Raw genomic sequence first — 18835 nt, forward strand, 5'->3', positions numbered from 1 at the left:
GTTCGGGTACCCGTTCGGTCTGGCGTGGAATCAACTTCGAGGCCCTGCGGAGCTATTACCCCCGACCGTGGGCGTGTTGAGGAATGTGGTTTGAACCGCCGATTCCCGGGATTATTCGGATTGACCTGGAAAACGCCTGGCATGAGCCGGTGTGGATCTTCCGGTGACGATCACCCGAAATCGGCCGGGGTTGCCCGGAGTGGTCCCGAAAACCGAGCCGGAGCCGGGCCACCACGTTTGGTCCACTGACGTGTTACCCGACAGTGAGTCCCGTGAGGACGTCCCCTGTGGACGTCCTCCAGGGACGTCCACAGGGGACGTTCGGGGCTCTCCGGCGCTCCGGCTCTCCGGCTCTCCGGCTCTCGGCACGCGGGCCGAGCGCCGACCGGGTCGCGGCGGACCCGCTACGACGGACTCACCACGTCCAGCCACGCCCGCCGGGCCACCGCGCGGGTGAACTCGCGGACGTGCAGGCCGGCCCGCAGCCACGCGGTCGGGAACGCGTCGCCCGCGTCCCGCACCACCCGGCCGAACGCGTCGCGCTCCCGGTCGCGGGAGGACAGCGCCAGGTCGGCCAGGAGTTCGGCGGTCGTGGTCAGGCCCGTGCGGGACAACGCGGTGACGTCGCGCGAGGCGGACGCGACGGCCGCCACCGCCCGGCCGCCCAACGTCACCCGGTGCAGGACGTTCTCCAGGGGCCGCAACGGCGGCGGCACCCGGTCGGCCGGCGCGGGGCGCGGCGGCAGGGCGTGCGCGCCGCCCGCCACGTTCGAGCGCTGCAACCGGTCCAGGCCCAGGTCGACGTGCCCGTGCAGGCCCGAGGGCAGCGCCAGGTCGCCGGCGACGGCCAGCGCCACGGCGGTGCCCGGCCGGTCCGGCCGCAGGCGGGCCACGACCCGCAGGTCGACCCCTTCGGCGGTGGCCAGCACCCGCAGGTTCTCCCGGGTGCGGTCGCCGTCGCCGATCAGGTCGAGCGCGCCGGAGCCGGTCGCCAGCCGGAGCGCGCTGCCCGCCGCGCCGAGCACCTCGCCCTCCACGAACAGCAGGTCGGCACCGGCCGGCCGGTGGGTGTCCGGCCGGGTGCCGGCGTGGAAGGCGCGGGCCACCTGGTCGGCCACCGGCTCGGCCCACAGCCGGGCCAGCGGGTCGGCGTCCCACGCCGCCCCGGAGGCCCGCACCGCCCGGACCGCCTTGCCCGCGCCGAGCCTGCGGTCGGGCGAGGCCGTGCCACCGGACAGCAGCAGCCCCAGCCGGCCCAGCTCGTGGTGGGAGAGACCGGACTCGCCGATCGCCACCGGACCCCCGGCGGCGGCCCGCACCCGTTCCGGGCCGCCCGGCATGATCGCCGGGACGGTCCAGAGGCCGCCCGCGTCGTCCACCAGGTGCGTGACCACGCCGCCGTAGCCGGACGTGGTGACCACGGCCTCGGTGCACAGCCCGTAGAGCCGCAACGAACCGATCGGGCGGTACTCGCGCCGCGCGGTGCCGCGCAGTTCGGACGTGGCCTCGGGTGCGGTGCGCAGGTCGTGGCACAGCAGCAGCAGGTCCACCAGTTCGGCGGTGAGGATTTCGCGGTCGAAGGTCGAGTCCCCCGCCCGCGCCCCGGCCAGCGCCGACGCGATCCGCAGACCGGCCGCCGACGCCCGGTGCAGGCCCGCGACCCGCGCGGTGTGCACGGCCCGCAGCAGTTCGGCCCGCACCACCGCGCCGCTGCCCTGCGCGCCCGCGCGGAGGACCGTCGTGCACGCCTCCCACAACGCCGCCGCCGCCCGTTCGCCGGCGGCCACCGTGACGGGGGGTTCGGGCAGTGCGTCGGCCACCCCGGCGGTCGGACCGGCTGGCCCGCCACGACCGACCGGACCGTCGTGGGCGGCCGGACCGGACGCCGTGCCCTCGGGGGTTGTCCGGTCGCCGGGCGTTGCCCCGTTATCGGCCGTTGTCTGCTCGTGAGCCGTTGTCTGCTCGTCGGGCGGCGCGGTGTCGGCTACGGGGGCCGCCGCCACCGCCACGCCACGGTGCAGGCAGCGGGGTGCGAGCAGGCAACTGCACACCAGGTCGTCGGCATCGGCGAGGATACCGCCGACGAGGTGCCAGGTGAGGGCGGTGTCGGCGTCCAGCTCGGCGCGGGCCGAGTCGTCGGACGACGTCACCTCCCACGTCGCCGCCTTGTCGAGCGCGGTGTCGATCCGCTTGCGCAGCCGGGGCGGGAGCGCGTCGAGCACGTCCGCCACCACGGCGGGTGCCACCGGGGGCAGGGTCATCCGCGCACCTTCTCCCCCACCCAGCGGGCCAGTTCCAGCGGGCTCAGCGCGGCGACCGGCATCCCGGCCGCCACCAACGCGCCCGCCACGGACGTCGAATAGCGCGCGCTGCCCTTGTCGTCCAGGCTCGCGCAGCCGAGCACGGTCACCCCGGACGCCACGAGCTCGCGCACCTGCCCGACCAGCGACGACACCGGCCCTCCCTCCTCGAAATCGCTGACCAGCACGACCATCGTCCGTTCCGGCACGGTCACCACCGAGCGGGCGTGCCGCAGCGCGCCCGCGATGTGCGTGCCACCGCCGACGCGCACCTCCAGCAGCAGGGACAGCGGATCGGCCACCCGGTCGCTCAGGTCCACCACCTCCGTGGAGAACGCCAGGAAGTGCGTCGACAGCGACGGCACCCCGGCGAACACGGCGGCGGTGAGCGCCGACCAGACCGTGGACGCCTCCATCGAGCCCGACACGTCCACCACGAGCACCAGCCGCCAGTCCGCCGACCGCCGGCCCCGGGTGCGGAACACCGGGCGTTCGGGCACGACCAGCACGCGGCCGTTCCGATCGCGGCGGGCCGTGGCCAGGTTCGCCCGGACGGTGCGCGGCAGGTCCAGCTTCCCGCCGGGGCGGCGGGTCGGCGTCGGCAACTGGATGCCGGTCAGCGCCGGGCGCACCCGGTTGGCCAACTGCGCGGTGAGTTCCCGGACCAGCCGCTCCACCAACGGGCGCAGACGGGCCAAGGCGTGTTCGGACAACCCGCCGGCCAGCGACAGGACGTTGCGCAGCAGCTCGACGGACGGGCGCACCGAACCCGCGTCGATCTCCAGCGCGGCTTCGAGCCGGCCGCCTTCGGCGGCGGCGGCCAGGACCTCTTCGCGCACCCGGTCCCCGAACAGGGTGACGAGCTCGTCGGACCACTCCCGGACGTCCGGGAACGGCGACGACAGGTCCGCCCCGAGCCCGCCGCCGGTCGCCGCGCCCTCGCCCCGGTCCCGCCCGTAGAGCTCGTCCAGTGCGGCGGCGTACCGCGCGCCCCCGGCCGGGCGATCGCCGCGCGCGCCGAGGACCAGCCGCCAGCGCACGGTCGCGGCGAGCGGACCCGCACCGGTCTCGACCGGCGCGTCCGCGACCGGCGCGTCCGGTTCGACCGGGTCACCCACGCCGCCCGCCGCCGAAGCTGGTGCCGCGTCGGGTGTGGCTTTGTCGAGTGGTGCCGCGCTGGGTGGTGCCGCGCCGACCGGCGATGTCTCGGGTGACGACGCGTCGACCGACGATGTCTCGGGTGACGACGCACTGCCGGACGGGGTCGGGTGCGTCGTCGGGTCGTCCACTGTGGACAGCGCGGGACGGCCGAGGCCGTGGCATCGCAGGGCTTCCAGCGCGGTGTGCTCCGCGTCCAGCCAGACGGCGAGCAGTTCCGGGTCCGGAGCGCCGGCCGCGTCCACGCGGTCGCCCGTGCGCTGCTCCACCACCGCCAGGACGCGGGCCCGCGCCGCCGGGCCGACCGAGGTGAACGCCCCGCGCAGGGCGGGTAGGCGTTGCAGGAAGTCCTTGTCCCCCAACGCTTCCACCCGGGTCAGCAGCGGTTCCAGGGCTTCCGTCGTCTCCAGCAGCGGGGTCGCCGCCGCCAGGACTCCGGTGAGCCCCTGCTTGAGCACCGACCGCCGGTCCGGTGTGGTGGCGGTGTCGATCCAGGACGCGATGCGCTCGCCCAGCTCGGCGGGCGTCGTGAGCCCCAGCAGGACCCGGACCGCGCCGGCCGCGCCCGCGATCAGCGGGACGCCCTCGTCGGCCAGGTGCCGCAGGGTGGAGGACAGGCGGATGCCGGTGCCGTGCGTGTCGTGCCGCTGGCCCAGTTCGACCAGCGCGTGGGCGTCCGCCGGGTCCTCGGAGCCGGCCAGGCCCGCCACCTGGGCGACGGCTGCCGTCTCCAGCTCCCGCGCCAGCAACGGGTGCCCGTCGAGCACGTCCGGCGGGGTGCCGGGCACGTGCCCGGCGCGCAACCGGTCGAGCAGGTCCAGACCCGCCAGCAGGTCGCGCAGCGTCCCGGCGGCCGGCAGCACCGCCCCGACGTCGGTCAGCACCTCGCCGACCAGGTCGGGCAGGCCGCACGCGGCGGCGTCCGCCAGGTCGGCCAGCGCTTCCGCCGGGGTGTGCCCGCCGGCCCGCTCCCGCTCCGCGCGCCGGGCCCGCAACCGCCCGAGAGCGGCTTGCGGGAGCGTCGCGCCCCACAACCCGGCCACCGGCAGCGTCGCCGCCGTAGACGGGGTCCAGGTCGCGGTCCACCGGGTGGTCAGCGCGTCACCGCCGCCGACACCCGTGGTCGCGGTCCGCTCGGCGTAGGGCACGCCCAGCACGGCCAGCCGGCGCAGGGTGATCTCGCGCCGCGCGTCCAGGTCCGAGCGCAGCGGGTCCAGGCGGAGCACCGCCGGTTCCCGCGCGTCCGGACCGGGCAACCGCAGTTCGGTCAGCAGCGCCTCGACCGCCGGGGCCAGGCCGGAGCGCGGCGTGCCCGGTGCGAGCACGCCGGACCGGCGGCCCACCAGGACGTCACCGGCGGCGCGGGCGACGACCCGCCCGCGCCCGAGCGGTTCGGCGTGGGTCAGCACGCTCTGCACGGCCTCCACCACCTCGCCCCGCCCCGGTGCGGGCAGCCCCCGCAGCCGGGCCAGGTCGACGGCCAGCCGCAGCGCCTCGCGGGCCTCGCCGGGACCGGCCGGGTGGCCGAGTTCGCGGACCCGCGAGCAGATCCGGACGATCACCGACGCGGCGGCGTGCTCGATCGCGGCGGGGTCACCCCGGGCTTCCAGCACCGCCTGCTGCCACTCCGGGTCGCGGATGCCCGCCGGGTAGCCCGAACGCTCGTCCAGCAGCGCGAAGCCGTACGGGACGAGGGAGGTCACCACGTCCGCGTCGGTGCGCACGACCTCCGGCACGTCATCCGGCACGTCGGGACCGCCCAGGAGGGCCGCCGCGTGGAACGACCCGATCACGGCGGCGACCCGGCGGCCGTCCGCGCGGGCGACCGCCCGCCTCATCCACTCTTCGCGACGCAGGTCGAACCGGTCCACCCCGGGACCGCCGGACGCGTCCCGGCGCAGCGCCCAGCCGACCAGCAGCGCCGCCCGCCGGACCGCCTCCGCCGTCTGGCCGGGGGCGCACGCCTCCACCAGGCGGTCCCACAGGTCGTCGCCGTCGCGCCCGGTCACCGCCCGGCGCAGGGCGTCAGCCAGCGGCGACGCACCCGCACGGGAGCCCGGGTAGCCGCCGGCGCGGACCGCCAGCGGCAGGTCGCACGGCCGCACCTCGACGCCGTTGCGGCGGGCCCAGCGGATCGCGGCGAGCTCGGGCGAGAAGTCCGCGAACGGGTAGAACGCCAGGCTCCCCCCGTCCCGCCGCGCACCGGACAGCGCGACCGGTGCGGTCAGCTCCGGGTCCGCCAGGTGCGGCAGCCACTCGCCGAGCTCCTCGGGGAGCTCGATCAGCAGCACCTCGGGGTCGGCCGCCGCGAGCAGTTCGGGCATCACGGCCGCCAGCGCCGGCGAGTGGTGCCGGACCCCGATCAGGAACGGCTCGCGGTGGCCCGCCAACCGCTCGGCGACGGCCAGGTCGTCCTCCGCCGAACCGTCCAGGAACGACTCGACGGCCGCTGCGGACGACCCGGCACCGCGCGCGGGACCGGACGCCCGGTCCGGCTCGGTGGTTGGCTCGGCGAGATCAGGTGCCGTGGGATCGGGTGCCGTGGGATCGGGTGCGGTGGGTCCGGGTGCCGGCGGGCGGCCCGCCGACGCGGGGTTCGCGTCGGCGGGCCGGCGGCCGTTCCGGACCGCGTCGGGGTCACGCGTCGAGGACGTCACGGAGCTCCCACAGCCTTCGCCAGGTGCGTGCGCCGCTCTCGGCGCGGCGGCGCACCGCGCCGTCCCAGTAGCCCAGCAGCCGGGCCGCGTCGGCGGGGTCGTCCTTGCGGACCACGCCCAGCAGGTGGCCGGGCAGCAGCGACAGCGGGTCGCGGTCGCCCGGGAAGTAGGCGTCCGCGAGGCCCAGCGACGTCGCCACCGACACCGCCTCGGCGGTGCTCATCACGGTGGAGGGCCGCTCGACCGCCCAGCCCTCCTCCGACACCCCGTTGCGCAGGTCCCGGAAGGCGGTGACCAGCACCTCCAGCACCACGTCGTCCACCGCGAACGGTGCCTGCACGCGGTCCAGCGCCGCCCTCGCCTGCCGCCGGACGAGGGCGGTCTCGGCGGCCAGGTCGCCGATCGGGCCGACGGCCTCGAAGTTGAACCGGCGCTTGAGGGCGGCCGACATCTCCGACACGCCCCGGTCCCGCAGGTTCGCCGTCGCGATCACGGTGAAGCCCGGCGCGGCGTGCACCGTCGCGCCGTCCGTGCCGGACAGCTCGGGCACCGCGATCCGCCGGTCGGACAGGATCGACACCAGGGCGTCCTGCACCTCCGGCAGGCAGCGGGTGACCTCTTCCACCCGCACCACGCCGCCGGTCCGCATCGCGGTGAACACCGGCGACGGGACCAGCGCTCGCGGGCTCGGCCCCTCGGCGAGCAGCATCGCGTAGTTCCAGCCGTAGCGGAGCTGGTCCTCGGTGGTGCCCGCCGTGCCCTGCACCACGAGCTGGCTGCTGCCGCACACGGCGGCGGCGAGCAGTTCGGACAGCATCGACTTCGCCGTGCCGGGCTCGCCGACCAGCAACAGGCCGCGCTCGCCGGCGAGGGTGACCACGGCGCGCTCCACCAGCGCCCGCTCGCCGACGAACTTCGGGCTGATCGCCAGCCGGGTCGGCAGGCCCGCCACCGGCTTGGGCAGCGCCAGCGCGTCGCCGCCGCTGCCGGCGATGAACGTGACGACGGCGCGCGGCGTGAGCCGCCAGCCGGGCGGCTTGCGACCGTCGTCGAAGGCGGCCAGAAACGCCAGCTCCTCGGCGTGGGCGTCCTCGGCCGGGTCGATCTGCCGTGCGGCGGTCACCTGCGTCCTCCGGTCTTGAGCTCTTCGTAGGCGGGCGTGTCGCCGTCCAGCACGCGCTGCCAGGCGCGGGCGAACAGGGCGGCGACGGGCTCGCGGGCCACCACCACGCCGTGGGGCTGGCGGGTGAAGCCGAACATCGGTGCCTTCCACGACTCCAGCGGGAGGTGCGGGCTCGCCAGCGCGAGCCAGCCGCCGGGCAGGAACAGCGACCGGCCCGCGCGGGCGCGCTTCGCGGTCAGCACCAGGTCCGTCCCGGCCAGTTCCGCCCGCGCCTTGCGCAGCCGCGCGGGCTTCCACCCGGTCCACCGGGTCACGTTCGCGTCGGTCGGGTCGGGCAGCGCCAGCAGTTGGAGGTAGAGGAGCGCCGCGTCCTCGCCCAGCCCGGACTTCGCGACGACCTCGGCCACCAGCTCCGGGCCCGGCACCTGGTGGTAGGACTCCGGGTCACCGGTCGGCGGCACCGCGCACGCCGCCGTCAGGCCCGGGTCGGCCAGCAGCTCCAGCGCACGCCCGGTGCCCTGCGAGCTGGTCAGCTCGACCAGGGCGTGGAACACGTCGCGGTCCTCCGGCCCGACCAGGCCCGGCCGCGCCACCACCCGGCAGAACCCCTCGTGGGTGCCGAGCAGGTGCAGCCAGCCCCGGTGGTCGACGGCCACCCCGACACCCGGCGGTTCGACACCGAGCAGCGACCGGAGCGGCTCGTTGCCGACCCAGCCGCCCAGGTCGACCGCGAAACCGGGATCGGCCACCCGCTGCCGGGCCAGTGCCAGCGCCTCGGGCAGTTCGGCGCGCAGCGGGGAGCCCGCCGGGAGCCGCTGGGCCAGCCACAGCAGCACCTCCGGCACGGTCCGCAAGGTCGACTCGGTGAACCCGGACCAGTTCCGGGCCTCCAGCGCCGTGCCCTTGACCCGCAGGTCGGCGTTCTCGGTGAGCCACGCGGTGGTGCCCGGGTTGAGCACACCGGTCACGTACTCGCCCGAGGTGGTCAGCGGCAGCAGCTTCGCCGCGTCGGACAGCACGTCGTCCGGGGTGGGGTTGCGCCGACCGAGCTCGGCCACCCACACCTCGGCGACCGCCGCCGCGTCGGGGCCCGTGGTCCAGAGGTCGGCCGGGTCGGCGGGCAGCGAGGCCGCCAGCAGCCGGCGGCGGAAGCGGTCGTCCATCCGGCGCAGTCGTTCCTTGGCCGTCTTCGCGCCCGCCGGCGACAAGCCGAGCAGCTTGCGGTCCTCGGTGCTCAGGTAGTGCGCGTCCCACCGGTCGACGCCGACCATGCCGGCCAGCACCACGGTCGCCTCGGCGGTGCCCAGGCCCGTCGCGGCGGCCAGCGCGGGCACCGACTCGGCGTGCCACGGCGCGGGACCGCGTTCGGCCAGCACCGCGAGGAACCGGTCGACCTGGGCGCGGCCGAACGCCGGGCGGATCTCCTCGGAGCGTTCGAGCTGCCACTTGCGCGGCAGCTCGAACCGGCCGGGGGTGCGGGTGAACTGCACGCCCTCGTACCGGTTGAACGCATCGCGCCGCCGCCGCTCGAAGAACAGGGCGAGGAACCCGTCCTTGACCGGGGTGACGCGGTGGGTCGGCGGTGGGTCGCCGACCGGCACCGTCACGGCGACCGTGCGCCAGTGGCCGGTGCCGTCGACCAGGCCGCTGTCCGCGACCGACCGCAGCACCAGGACCGCCGCCTGGCGGACCTCGGCCGGGGTGAGCGGAGACGCCGCGCGGTGCGCGACCGCACCCAGCACGGGCAGCAGGTCGCACCACCCCGCGTTGCCCGCCTCGGGCAGGGCGCGGGCTTCCGGCTTCGCCTGGGCCGCCGTCCCGGCCAGGGCCGCGATCAGCTCGGGCAGCGTGGTGCGGAGCTGGTTGCGGCTGACGCGCAGGTTGCCGAACCAGCTCAGCGCGGCGGTCACGTCGTCCTCGACCACCACGGGCCCGGCCGGGGCGAAGACCGACGAGTCGACCTTGCGCGCCTCCGCCGCGATCCCGGCGTAGTCCCGGTAGCCGCTGAGCAGCCTCGCGGCCCGCCGGACGACGTCCAGCACGCCCGCGAGCAGCGCGGGATCGGTGAGGCCGGGCAGGGCGGACGCGACGGCCGAGGCCAGGTCGTCCTGCTCGCCGCGAACCAGCGCGAGCAGCCGCTTGCGGCGGTTCGGCTTCTCGCCGTTCTCGGCCAGGGCCGCCGTGAGCACCGCGTCCACGGCCTCGCGCGTCACGGCGCGCAACGCGGCGGAACCGGCCTCGTCCCGTGGTCGCAGCAGGTGCCACCAGTGCAGCGGGGGCACCAGCGGCGTGCCGGCCGCGTACCTCTGGTGCCGGTCGCCGAAGCCCACCACGCCGAGCACGACGCCCTCGTCGTCCAGCAGCGTCGCCGCGTTGTCGTTGGTGGCGAGCACCAACCGGCTGCCGGGCAGGTCGAGCACCCCGGACGGCGCGCGCGAGCCCCGGGGCAGCCGGACCCGGCGGCCGTCGACGCCCTCACCCAGCCAGGAGCCGTCGGCCTCTGTCCGGAGCCGCCAGCCGTGCAGTCCGCCGGCCGCGCCGAGCGGGCTGTTCGCCGTCCCCTCGACGACCGGCCGCAGGGCGCAGCGCGGGAGGTCGAGCTTCGCGCCGTCGGCCGCGAAGTCCTCCAGGAACCGGGGCAGGCTCGCCCGGCCGACCTCGCCGGTGGCCGGGTCGACCTCGCTCCAGCGCCACTCGCCGTCGCGGTGGAAGCAGGCCCACAGGGACGTGCCGTCGCCGTGGGCCGGACGCCCGTCGTCGATCTGGGTGTCGCCCGGCCGCACCGCGCGGCGACCCGCGAACCGCGACCCGTCGGGCAGGCCGATCGACGGGTCGCCGGCGGTGGGCCGGTGGTACGGGCCGGAGCCGGACGTCGGGACGAAGACGTGGTCGGGCGCGTCGCTCCAGTACGCCCGCGCCTCGTCCTCGCCGCGCCAGCGGACCAGCAGCCTGCCGTCGAACCAGGACCCGGCCGGGCGGTAGGACCACGCGCGCCGGTCGTCGGCCGGGATGCGCGCCACGTGCTCGGCGAGCACGCCGTCCGGACCGGCCACCACGAACGTCTCGCCGCGCCGCAGCACCAGCGCCGGCCAGCCCTCGCCGGCCAGGCTCGGCTCCTCGCCCTTCGGCGGGTTCTCGGTGGTCAGGCGGGCGACCGCCTCCTCCAGCGCGGGCCAGCCCAGCTCGTCCAGCAGGCCGGTGCGCAACGTGTGGTGCAGAGCAGCGGCGACATCGGTCGCGGACACCGCGTCGGCGGCCTCGGGGACGTCGGCGAACGCCTCGGGCAGCTTCAGCACGGCCAGGTCGTCCAGGTAGCCGCCCAGCGCGGGCAGCCCGGCGGCGGGCTGCCCGGCCTTGCGGGTGATCCAGTCGCGCAGCGCGCGCCGCAGGCCGGGCACGGACACGGCCGAGGTCAGCACGTCGGCGGAGACGACGCCCTGGCGCGAGGTACCGCGGAAGTAGTCGACCAGGCCGTTGCCCAGGCCCCGGCCGAGGAAGTCGTCGGCGGCGAGCGCGGCGAGGTCGCGGCGGCCCTCGGCGTCGTCGGCCAGCCAGCCCGCCACGTTCACCGTGATCACGGCGCGGTCGATCGACTTGATCGGCACGGCGTGGGCCACCAGCACGTCGAGCAGGTCCAGTTCGGCCTGCCGGTAGGCGGTCAGCGCCCGCACCGGCACACCCTCCGCCGCGAGCCTCGGGGCCATCGCCTCGACCAGGTCCAGCACGACCGTCGACCGGCCGGTGGCGCGCCAGCCACTGGCGCGGACCGCGATCATCGAGGCCAGCCACTCCGCGGCGTCCGCCGCGCCGCCGGGCTCGACGAGTTCGCGGGTCGCGCCGCACGCGCCCAGGATCTCCAGCCAGGTGTCCAGCACGGCGACCGACGCGGGCACGAAGGTCAGCAGGCGGGCGCGGACCTGCTCGTCCCGCGTCGCCAGCCGCACCAGGGAGTCCCGGTAGGACTTCCAGAAGGCGAGGCCCGCGCGGGTGACCGAGGAGCTCTCCAGGACCGCGCGCAACAGCCGCTCGTCCTCCTCTGCGAGGTCGCGCTTCGCGGCCTTGGCGAGCCGGCGCAGGTCCTCCGGCATCCCGGTGTACGGGGGCAGGCCGCCGCGCGTGCGCTCCACGCACAGCGTCACGAACAGCTCGTAGGCGGCCACCGGCTCGTACTTGCGGGCCAGGCCCTTGGAGTGCGCGGACAGCGCCTTCGCGGTCAGCGCGCCGGCGAAGGCGAATTCCAGGAACACCTCGCGGATGCGCTCCGGGTCGACGCCGAGGTCGTGCACCTCCTCCGCCTCGCGCGCCTTGCCGAACATGGTCGCGGCGTAGGTGTGGTTGCCGTGCTGGAGGAAGATGCGGCCGGCCTGCTCGTAGAACGTGGGCAGGAAGTGCGGTGCGGAGCGGCCGAGCATCTCGCCCAGCGCGGTGAAGCCGTCCTTGGCCGCGCCGGCCCGGGACTTCGCGGTGCGGGCCAGCCGCTCCACGTCCTTGACCAGGTTGAGCGCGTGGTGGGCGTTGGCCGGGTCGTTCACCAGCGCCCACGCCGGGAAGCCCAGGGCCTCGCGCCGGCCGGTGCCGACGTCGGCGACCCTGGCCGGCTCGCCGAACCCGAGGTACTCGCAGGTCAGGTCCTCGGCGCGGCCGAGGACGGCGGGTACCAGGCGGACCACGACGCGGTCTTCCAGCGCCGCGTGCCGGTATTGGCGGGCGGTGATCGTGTCGCGGTCCTGCCCGACGGCCGTCGTGCCCGGCAGCACCGCGCCCGCGCCGATGAGCGCCTTCTCGTCGTACTCGCTCACTGGGCCACCGCTTCCTCGACGACGCGCCCGGCGTGGACCGCCGAGGCCATGCGCATTCCCTCGGACCACGCGACCGGACCGACCTCGGCGAGGGGCAGCCCCGTCCCGTCCTCCAGGGTCCAGCTCAGCCCGCCGGTCCAGGTCTCGCCCTCGGGGTAGTCCGAGCCGATCCAGAACCGCGCCTCGACCACCCGGCCGTCCTCGAACGCCGAGTACACCGCGTCGCCGCCGCGCACCGGGTACCCGAGCGTGCGGCACCGGCCGAGCGCGTGGGTGAGCTGCTCGAACCTGCCGCCGGAGAAATCGTCCACAGAGGTCTTGCCCGCCGCGTGCGGGCGGCGCGCGAAGGTCTGCCGGAAGAGCTGCTGGACCTTCTGCTCGACGCCGAGCTCCGCGCCGAACTCGCGCAGCTCCTCCAGGTCCTCCAGCAGCACCGGGTGCGGGATGGACACCGACTCCGGGCGCAGCCGCACGGTGTCACCGTCCAAAGTGACCACGCCGAGGCCGCGCTCGGCGTCCGCGTCGCGCAGGAACCCGACCTGGCCGTCCGCCACGACCACCAGGTCGCGCAACGCCGACGCCCACGCCTCGTCCGGCCACACCTCGACGACCAGGGCGGCGGGCACCGGCAGCGACCGCACCATCCAGCCGTCCACAGCGGACAGGCACTCCGCACCGTGCCGCACCAACCACTCGGCGAGCTGGCGCAACTGCACCACCTGCGGGTCGTCCTTGAGGGACGCGGGCACCGAGGACAGCAGCTTGCCCTTGGCGTTGCGGGCTTGTACGCGCCCGCCGTCCCCCAGCCGCACCTGGTACCCGGCCCCGGCGTCCAGCCAGCCCACATTTCCTCCTGCGAAGTCGTGTTCGAAGTTGTTGCCCGGAGGCTAACGACGAGCACCGACAAAAACCGCGTACCTGCTGTTTCGCAACCCTGCCGTGATCCCGGGGGCCGGTTTCGGGGGACCGTCGCGCCGCCGCCGGACACGCTCTGCCGACCGGGCGTGCGCGGACGGGCACCGCCCCGACGGCAATGCGCGGACCCGTGAATTCGGACGGACGGGCGGCAACTCGTGGCGCGCGGCGGTTCCCGGTCGGTCGGGAAACGGAATCCCCGGCGAGTTCCGCGGGCCTGCGGACGCCATCGCGACAAGCGCCGGTCCACAAAACCGGAACACCACTGCGAAAGGTCACACGAAGGGGTGAACTGTATCCGGGGCAGGACCGTGGACCCGCTCCGACCTGCGCCGGCGCGCCCGGGGCCCACACGCCCGACGAACACGCGATCGGGCGACGTCCGCCGCGCCGCGCCCGCTCGCCCGTCCCGCCGAACAGGGAAAACACCCCCGTCGATAAATGCATGTGCACCTGCACGCGCAGATGCACGTTCACCGACGACCGGAACCGGTTTCGGAGCCGCATTCCGGAATTTGATGCGGTGACTCCACTTAGGCCAGTCTGCGCGAGATGCGCGCCGCCTACCTGCCGAACCCGCTACCGACGGACCTCGAACTGCCGACCCGGACCCACCGGGCGCTGGCCGAAGCCGAGCACGCACTGGGCAACCTCAACGGGAACGCGCAACGGATCGCGGACCGCTCCACGCTCGTGCTGTGCGGTCGGATCCGCGACGCGCGCGACACCGGCGCTCCACCGGACGACGACCACGAACCGGTCGAGGCGCTGATGTTCCACCTGCTGTCCCACCGCGCGCCCGACGACCGGGCCGCGCTGACCGACCTGCTCGGCCGGCACCCGGTCGGCCGGTTCATCCTCGCCTCCGCGCACGGGGCCGAGCGGGTCGCGGCGGGCGCGCCGATCGGCCCGGAGCTGCTCGGCGAGATCGGCGCGATCCTCACCCGCTCCGGACCGGGCGGCACCGGTCGGCCGGCGCTGGCCGCGTGGGCCGACGGCGTGCGCGCGCCGGGCCCGCTGTCCCGGGTGGCCCGGATCGCCCTCGCCCACCTGCACCTGGAACTGCTGCGCCCCTACCCCGAGGTCGAGGGGCACGTACCCCGTTTGTTCACCTCGCTGGAGATGGTGCGCACCGGGTTGCTCCGCGACCAGGTCCTCCCGCTGTCGCGCCGGCTCGGCACGCACCACCACGAGTACCACGAACAGATCCGGGCGGTGGTGCGCGGCGGCCCGCTGCACGAGTGGATCGGGTTCTTCGCCGACGGCCTGCGCGCCCAGGCGCTCGCGCAGGTGGGCCTGGTGGACGAGCTCGTCGGGATGCGCCGCGCGCACCTGGCCGCCGCCCCCGCACCGCCGAGCCTGTACCGGGTCGCGGGAGACCTGGTCACCACTCCGGTGCTGACCCACCGGACGCTGATCGCCCGGTACGGGATCACCGTCAAGACGGCCATCCAGATCACCCGGCGGCTGGTCGGGCTCGGGCTGCTCACCAGCCTGGACGACCGGCTGTACAACAAGGTCTTCGTGTGCCGCCCGGTGATCCGGCTGCTTACCGGGCAGCGGCCGGCCGGGCAGTCCGAACGGGACGGTCGTGGCGTCCGCGCGGCGCTGACCGCTCCGTGACCCTCCTCCACCGGGAAGCACCGCCGCGACGAGCTGTCCGGACCGGATCGTCCGAACACCGCCGGGATTCGCGGTCCGCACGGGATACTCGGGCGGGACGAGCGGGGAGGTCTGACGTGGCGGAGTACCCGGACGTGCCGGAGGAGATCCTGGCGCGGGTGCGGACGAGGTGCCTGGCGCTGCCGGAGGCGGCGGAGGAGCAGGCGTGGCGCGGTACCCGGTGGCGGGTCGGGCAGCGGCCCTTCGCGCACCTGCTGGAGATCGACCGCGGCAAACCCGCCTCCTACGCCGAGGCGTCGGGCCTGGACGCGGGCAGCGTGCTCACCTTCCGGGCAGGCGGGCCGGAGCTGGTCGCGCTGAGCGTCGCGCCGCTCCCGTTCTTCAAGCCCCGCTGGTCGGCGACCGCGATCGGCCTGGTCCTCGACGCCGGCACCGACTGGGACGAGGTCGGCGAACTGCTGGTGGAGAGCTTCTGCGCGTCCGCGCCGAAGAGGCTGGCCGACCGGGTGGTCCGGCCGGCCTGACGCGTCGACCCGCGCCGGGGCCTGACCGAGGGGCATCCGGCGGCGGGCCGGGCCTGGACCGGCGACAACACCCCGGCCGCGCATTACCGTCGATAAGCCTACGACCGTAGACTCTCGGCGGGAACCGCAGTGCCGGAACGGGCGGGCGCTACGCCGGACGGTGGACGCCACGACGTACGGTGGGCACCGAGAGTGTTTTCACGCACAGAAGCAGGAGAACCGATGGCCGAGCGATCCCGGGTGAAGAGCGGTCGTGTGGTGCGCACCGAGCAGATCTCGCCCGACATGGTCCGGGTCGTGCTCGGCGGGGACGGGTTGGCCGAGTTCACGGTGGGTCCGTACACCGACGGCTACGTGAAGCTCCAGTTCCCGCAGGAGGGCGTCGACTACCCGGAGCCGTTCGACCCGGACACCATTCGGGAGACCATGCCGCGCGAGCGGTGGCCGCGAACCCGCACCTACACGATCCGCCGTTGGGATGAACAGGCCCGCGAGCTGTGGATCGACTTCGTCACGCACGGTGATTCCGGTGTGGCCGGCCCGTGGGCGCAGAAGGCGCAGCCCGGCGACGTGCTGCACTTCGCCGGCCCCGGCGGCGGTTACGCACCGGACCCGACCGCCGACTGGCACCTGCTGGCCGGCGACGAGAGCGCGTGGCCCGCCATCGCCGCCGCCCTGGAGTCGCTGCCCGCCGACGCCGTGGTGCGGGTGTTCGCCGAGGTCGAGGGCCCGGACGACGAGCAGGACGCGCCCTTCGACGTGGTGTGGCTGCACCGCGCCGGCGGCCCGCGCGGCGAGGCCGTGGTGGCGGCCGTGCGCGAGCTGGAGTTCCCGCCCGGCCGGCCGCACGTGTTCGTGCACGGCGAGGCGAACATGGTCAAGGGCCTGCGCGGTCACCTGCGGCTGGAGCGGGGGTTGACGCGCGACCAGTTGTCGATCTCGGGCTACTGGCGGCTGGGCAAGGACGAGGACGGGTGGCAGTCGACCAAGACGGACTGGAACCGGCAGGTCGAGCAGGAGCAGGAGAAGCCGGCGTGAGCGAGGCGGTGACCGGTCCCGCGAGCTACTTCCCGTCGATCGAGAAGAAGTACGGCAAACCGATCTCCGAGTGGCAGGACCTGATCCGGTCCTCTCCGCTGACCAGGCACGGCGAGCTGGTGGGCTGGCTCAAGACCGAGCACGGACTGGGCCACGGCCACGCCAACGCCCTGGTCGCGCACACCCTCTCCCAGGGTGCGTAGCACCGGACCGGCTCCCGCCGCTCTCGGCGGGAGCCGGCGCGAACGCGCAGGTCTGACAGCACACGGCGACCGGTAGGGCCCAGTAGTGCGCTCCGGGGTCAGTGCGCCAGGACGTTGACGACGTGCCCGTCCGGGTCGCGCACGAAGAACCTCCGCACGCCCCACGGTTCGTCGGTCAGCTCGTGCACGATCTCCGCGCCCGACTCGACCGCCGCGCGGTAGCAGGCGTCCACGTCGTCCACCTGGATCGACGCCACCGGCACGACCGGGGCGGTTTCGTCGTGCGTCATGAGGCTGAGCTGGACCTCCGGCCGCGTCGGGTCGGCCAGCGTCACGATCCACCCGTGGTCCATCACCACCCGCAGCCCCAGCACCCCGGTGTAGAACGCGATCGCGTCCGGCAGCGACGCGCTCCTCAGATCCGGCACCACCCTGTTGACCGCCATGCCCCGATCATCCCCTGCCCGGCCCCGGCGGGGCGCACCAGGCCGGTCTCGTGGGCGACGGTGCCGAACGCCCCCGAGACTGTCCACAGAGGACAGACCGGATAATCGATCGCCCCGACCACGGGCACTGGGGCAGCATGGACGGGTACCAGCCGCTGACACGTCCTGGAGGACGCGGATGGCCGTGCCCGGAGCATCCGGAGCCGATCGTGCATCCCCGACCCGCCGCAAGGCGGTGCTGCTGGCGCTGCGCCACTACAACCGGGAGTTGGTGCGCCAGCGGCGGAACTCGATACCGGGGCTGCTGCTGCCCGCCCTGGGCAACACCGCCCAGCAGTACCTGGCCCCGCTGGTGGTGGCCTCGCTGGTGGGCGCGCTGGCCACCGGCGGGTCGAGCGACCTGGCGACCGTGCTGCCCCACGTGCTGGGCTTCGCCGGCCTGCTGCTGCTCGCCGAAGCCCTGTGGCGGGTGGGCCTGCACTGCCTCAACCGCACCGACGGCCGGGGCATCGAGCGGCTGTGCGTGGACGGCATGGACGAGCTGCTGGCCAAGGACGCGGCCTTCTTCCACGACAACTTCGCGGGTTCGCTGACCAAGCGGGTGCTGGGCTTCTCGTCCCGGTTCGAGGAGTTCGTGGACACGCTGGCGTTCTCGGTGATCGCCAACGTGATCCCGCTGGCGTTCGCGTCGGTGGTGCTGTGGCGCTACGAACCGCTGCTGGTGGTCGTCCTGGTGGGCCTGATCGCGTTGACCGGCCTGGTGATCGCGCCGCTGGTGCGCCGCCGCCAGAAGCTGGTGGACGACCGGGAGGCCGCGATCGCCCGGGTGTCCGGGCACGTCGCGGACACGTTGACCAACATGGAGACGGTCCGCGCGTTCGCCGCCGAACCCCGGGAGGCCGGTGAGCACCGCGTCCGCGTCGCCGAGCAGCGCGCGCTGGCGGTCCGGTCGTGGGACTACGGCAACCTGCGCATCGACACGGTGGTCGCGCCGATGTCGGTGCTCACCAACGCGCTCGGCCTGCTGGTCGCGGTAAGTCTGACCGACGGCCGGCTGGGCATCGAGGCGATCATGGTGACCTTCGCCTACTTCGCCAACGCCACCCGGATCATGTTCGAGTTCAATCAAACCTACCGGCGGCTGGAGAGCTCGCTCACCGAGGCCGCGCAGTTCACCGAGCTGCTGCTGACCCCGCCGACGGTGGTGGACCCGCCCGCGCCGGAACCGTTGCGGCCCCGGGGCGCTGACGTCCGGTTCGACGGGGTGACGTTCGCGCACGCTCCCGGCCGGCCGCTGTTCGAGGACCTGCGGCTGGAAATCCCCAGCGGCCACCGGGTCGGCCTGGTCGGCCGGTCCGGCGGCGGCAAGAGCACGCTGACCCGCCTGCTGCTGCGGCTGATGGACGTCGACGGCGGTCGAATCCTGGTGGGCGGCCAGGACATCGCCCGCCTGCGGCAGGCCGACCTGCGCAGCCTGATCGCCTACGTGCCCCAGGAACCCGCCATGTTCCACCGGACGCTGCGGGAGAACATCGCGTTCGCCCGCCCCGGCGCGACCGAGGACGACATCCGCCGCGCCGCCGAGGCCGCGCACGTGACGGAGTTCGCCGGCCGGCTGCCGGACGGCTTCGACACCCTGGTCGGCGAGCGCGGCGTGAAGCTGTCCGGCGGCCAGCGGCAGCGGGTGGCCCTGGCCCGCGCGATCCTGCGCGACGCCCCGATCCTGCTGCTGGACGAGGCCACCAGCGCCTTGGACTCGGAGAACGAGCTCCTGGTGCAGGACGCGCTGTGGCGGCTGATGGAGGACCGCACGGCGATCGTGGTGGCGCACCGACTGAGCACCGTCGTCCGCATGGACAGCCTGGTCGTGCTCGACGAGGGTCGCGTTCTGGAACAGGGCACGCACGACGAACTCCTCCGCGCACGCGGCCCGTACGCCCGGCTGTGGCACCACCAGTCGGGCGGCTTCCTCGCCGGGGACGACGAGCTGACGGAGGTCGTGACGTGACCTGAACCGGCCGCGCGGCGGCGTCGGACGGCCGAGCGGGC

General features: G+C 75.0%; 11 protein-coding genes. 5 read left to right on the forward strand and 6 right to left on the reverse strand.

From position 1 onward, the window contains the following. Nucleotides 1-404: 404 nt before the first annotated feature. Genes AB0G01_RS16645 through AB0G01_RS16665 form a run of 5 tightly spaced genes read right to left on the reverse strand, consistent with a single transcriptional unit; the run spans nt 405 to nt 12882 of the window. A complete protein-coding gene (locus AB0G01_RS16645) occupies nt 405-2261 on the reverse strand; it encodes a hypothetical protein (protein ID WP_360945897.1) in 1857 nt (618 codons plus the stop codon). Beyond that, nucleotides 2258-6115 (reverse strand): DUF5682 family protein, encoded by a 3858-nt coding sequence (locus AB0G01_RS16650; RefSeq protein ID WP_360945900.1) that lies wholly within the window; start codon nt 6113-6115, stop codon nt 2258-2260. Before AB0G01_RS16650 ends, AB0G01_RS16645 begins: the two co-directional genes overlap by 4 nt. Continuing rightward, nucleotides 6096-7238: an AAA family ATPase gene (locus AB0G01_RS16655; RefSeq protein WP_360945903.1), complete on the reverse strand. Its 1143-nt coding sequence runs from the start codon at nt 7236-7238 to the stop codon at nt 6096-6098. Before AB0G01_RS16655 ends, AB0G01_RS16650 begins: the two co-directional genes overlap by 20 nt. After that, nucleotides 7235-12037: a hypothetical protein gene (locus AB0G01_RS16660; protein ID WP_360945906.1), complete on the reverse strand. Its 4803-nt coding sequence runs from the start codon at nt 12035-12037 to the stop codon at nt 7235-7237. The genes AB0G01_RS16655 and AB0G01_RS16660 overlap by 4 nt, the downstream gene beginning before the upstream one ends. Then, on the reverse strand, nt 12034-12882 hold the full coding sequence (locus tag AB0G01_RS16665; RefSeq protein WP_360945909.1) for a DUF4132 domain-containing protein: 849 nt from the start codon (nt 12880-12882) through the stop codon (nt 12034-12036). The genes AB0G01_RS16660 and AB0G01_RS16665 overlap by 4 nt, the downstream gene beginning before the upstream one ends. Before the next feature lie 622 nt (nt 12883-13504). On the opposite strand from AB0G01_RS16665, the gene AB0G01_RS16670 reads away from it, so the two are divergent. From AB0G01_RS16670 to AB0G01_RS16685, 4 genes are all read left to right on the forward strand, one after another. After that, entirely contained in the window at nt 13505-14575 is a 1071-nt protein-coding gene (locus AB0G01_RS16670) for a hypothetical protein (RefSeq protein ID WP_360945912.1), read from the forward strand. A gap of 116 nt (nt 14576-14691) precedes the next feature. After that, nucleotides 14692-15099: an MmcQ/YjbR family DNA-binding protein gene (locus tag AB0G01_RS16675; RefSeq protein ID WP_360945915.1), complete on the forward strand. Its 408-nt coding sequence runs from the start codon at nt 14692-14694 to the stop codon at nt 15097-15099. 222 nt (nt 15100-15321) lie between these two features. Next, nucleotides 15322-16137, forward strand: coding sequence for a siderophore-interacting protein (locus AB0G01_RS16680; RefSeq protein ID WP_360945918.1), 816 nt, complete (start codon nt 15322-15324; stop codon nt 16135-16137). Next, nucleotides 16134-16340, forward strand: coding sequence for a DUF4287 domain-containing protein (locus tag AB0G01_RS16685; RefSeq protein ID WP_360945921.1), 207 nt, complete (start codon nt 16134-16136; stop codon nt 16338-16340). The genes AB0G01_RS16680 and AB0G01_RS16685 overlap by 4 nt, the downstream gene beginning before the upstream one ends. Before the next feature lie 98 nt (nt 16341-16438). Here AB0G01_RS16685 and AB0G01_RS16690 read toward each other — a convergent pair whose 3' ends face one another. Next, on the reverse strand, nt 16439-16786 hold the full coding sequence (locus AB0G01_RS16690) for a VOC family protein (protein ID WP_360945924.1): 348 nt from the start codon (nt 16784-16786) through the stop codon (nt 16439-16441). A gap of 178 nt (nt 16787-16964) precedes the next feature. Here AB0G01_RS16690 and AB0G01_RS16695 point away from each other — a divergent pair, with 178 nt between their 5' ends. Further along, nucleotides 16965-18794: an ABC transporter ATP-binding protein gene (locus AB0G01_RS16695; protein ID WP_360945927.1), complete on the forward strand. Its 1830-nt coding sequence runs from the start codon at nt 16965-16967 to the stop codon at nt 18792-18794. Nucleotides 18795-18835: the final 41 nt, after the last annotated feature.

Origin of the sequence: Actinosynnema sp. NPDC023587 (genome assembly GCF_040640215.1) — a bacterium.
Taxonomy (GTDB): Bacteria; Actinomycetota; Actinomycetes; order Mycobacteriales; family Pseudonocardiaceae; genus Actinosynnema.